This is a genomic window from Egibacteraceae bacterium, assembly GCA_035540635.1.
GTDB lineage: Bacteria > Actinomycetota > Nitriliruptoria > Euzebyales > Egibacteraceae > DATLGH01.
On the sequence record DATLGH010000023.1, the window covers coordinates 1 to 2,485 of the forward strand.

3 protein-coding genes are annotated in these 2,485 nt (G+C 73.6%); all 3 read left to right on the forward strand.

What is annotated here, in order from left to right:
- Window positions 1-880: caspase family protein (locus VM324_04425; protein ID HVL98520.1), on the forward strand; the 880-nt coding region annotated here is incomplete at its 5' end.
- A gap of 124 nt (window positions 881-1,004) precedes the next feature.
- A complete protein-coding gene (locus VM324_04430; GenBank protein HVL98521.1) occupies window positions 1,005-1,997 on the forward strand; it encodes a caspase family protein in 993 nt (330 codons plus the stop codon).
- A gap of 55 nt (window positions 1,998-2,052) precedes the next feature.
- Complete coding sequence (locus tag VM324_04435; GenBank protein HVL98522.1) at window positions 2,053-2,271, forward strand: DUF2007 domain-containing protein; 219 nt, start codon at window positions 2,053-2,055, stop codon at window positions 2,269-2,271.
- Window positions 2,272-2,485: the final 214 nt, after the last annotated feature.

Consider the following 2,485-nt stretch of genomic DNA (forward strand, 5'->3'; position numbering starts at 1 on the left):
GACCGAGGCCGCGGTGGCACTCGTGGCTCCCGACCCCGGGCCGCCCCCCGCCGAGCCTCCTCCTGCGCCCGCCGCGGCGCACGTCCCCGTTTCCCGGGCCTCCGCGCACGCGGCGAGCGACAGCGCACGCATCTTCGCCCAGGAGTTCCCCGTCCACGCCGCCGCGGCGCAGCGCGACGGGCAGCCGTCGACCTTCCACTGGGCGCTCATCGTCGGGGTGAACGACTACGCGGGAGGCACCTCCAACACCTTCGGCTCGGTCGGCGACGCCCTCGCCCTGCAACACACGCTGCTGCGCCAGGGCTGGCGCGCCGACCAGGTGCTCCTGCTCACCGACCGCGCCGCCACCCACGACCGGATCGTCCGCGCGCTCGAGTGGCTGGCCCGCTCCACCGACGGGCGGTCCACGGTCGTCTTCAGCTTCTCAGGACACCTGCGTCGGGGTCCGGGCGCGACGGCCCTGTGGCCGAGCGACCACCGCTACATCTGGCCCCTTGACCTCGGACGGCTGCTCGGCGCCGTACGGGCAGACCGCATGTGGGTGAGCCTGCAGGGCTGCTACGCCGCCGGTCTCGCCGCGCCCGGCGTCGAAGGGCCGGGCCGCATCACCACGTACTCGTCGCAAAGGGAGCAGAAGTCCTACGAAGACCCCCAAACGGGCTACTCGGTCATGGGCCAGTACCTGTTCGGGGAGGGACTGCGCGACGGGTGGGGCGACTACGAGGGCAACCGGGACGGGCGGGTCAGCGTCGCCGAGGCGTTCGCCTGGGCGGCGCCACGGGCGGAGGCCCGCACGGTCGGTCAGCGCTTCGGGCCGCAGGTGCCGGTGAAAGTCGACGGCCTCGGTGGTCGCGAGTTTCATCTGGACGTGACCGGCTGAAGTGACCGGCGCACCCGCCGTCACGGCCAGTCGTTGAATCCGACGAGCTTTCCAGGTGTGCCGCCGCCGCGCGGCGCGGGATACTGGAAGCTCGGAACGACGAGACGACGAGAGGATCCCCACCGTGCATCCTGAGCCACGGCGCGTGCCGAGCCGGCTCGGCACGCTGCTGCGGTCGCTGCTCGTGCTCGTGCTCGCCGGCGCGCTCGTCGGGGTGGGAACATCACCGGACCCCGCTCCCCACGACGGACTCGCGCCGATCAAGCGTGCGCTGCCCGACGCGGACTTCCTGCCCGTCTCCCGCCCGCAGCCCCCCGAGCCGGCGCCCGAACCTGCCCCCGCGCCGCAGCAACCGCCCGGGACGCCGAGCCAGCAGGCCTTCGCCGGGCGCTACCCCGAGCACGCCGCAGCCCAGCAGATCGACGGCCAGCCCTCGACGTTCCACTGGGCCGTCATCGTGGGCGTGAACGACTACCAGGGACGGACCGGCAGCACGCTCGGGTCCGTGGCCGACGCGCACGTCCTGCGCGACAGCCTGTTCCGGCGGGGCTGGCGGGGCGATCACGTGCTCGTGCTCACCGACGGCGCCGCGACGCGCGACTGGATGGTGCGGGCGCTCGAGTGGCTGGTGGCCAAGACCGACGAGCGCTCCACGGTGGTGTTCAGCTTCTCCGGGCACATGCGCCACTCGGGGGGCAACTCGGCGCTGTGGCCGGCGGACAACGCCTATCTCTGGAACGCCGACTTCGGCCGTATGATCGGCGCCGTGCGCGCCGACCGGATGTGGGTGAGCCTGCAGGGCTGCCACGCCGAGGGCATGCGCGCCGCCGGCGTCGAGGGCCCCAACCGGGTCGTCACCTACTCGTCGAGGACGCCCGAGAAGTCCTTCGAAGATCCCGAAGCCGGGCATTCCGTGCAGGGCAACTACCTGTTGCGTGAGGGGCTGCTCGACGGCTGGGGCAACAACGGCCAGCCCACCGGCGTGAGCGTGCAGGGCGCGTTCGCCTGGGCCGCCCCGCGCGCGAACATCCGCACGGCCGGAAAGCAGACCCCGGTCCTGGCCGACCACCTCGGCCGCCCGTTCACGCTCGAGATCACCGGGCCGCCCGCCGGCTGACCCGCCCGACCCCGGCTCCCGCGCCCACCCAACCGGGGGCGCGTACCCTGGCCGCATGGTGCAGTTCCGGGAGCTCATGAGGGGACCGAACGCCCTCGCGCGGATCGTGCAGGGCGCGCTCGAGGCCGAGGGCCTGCGGGCGACGGTGGACCGGGAGGCGCGCAGCCCGTTCGGCCTCGACTCGGGATGGTTCGCGACGCGCGTGCTCGTGGCCGAGAGCGACCTCGAGCGGGCGCGCGAGGTGCTCGCCGAGATCGAAGCGTCCGACGTCTGAGGGGGCCGAAACGCCCGGCGCCCGCCTCGCGACGCGCCGGCCCGCCTCCGCGCCGGCCAAGCCCCGCACCGCCCGGCAGACAGCGGTCAGCGTCCCGCTATCCTCGACCTCCATGTCGACCGATGAGATCCTCGTCAAGGGCCCCGACGGCACCGACGCGCGCGTCGGTGCCGTCGGGGCCCTTGACGAGGATCTCATCGGTCGACATGGAGGT

Bases quoted from the DNA above. Each gene is read 5' to 3' on its own strand.
- VM324_04435 (HVL98522.1), top strand. From the start codon at position 2,053: ATGGTGCAGTTCCGGGAGCTCATGAGGGGACCGAACGCCCTCGCGCGG.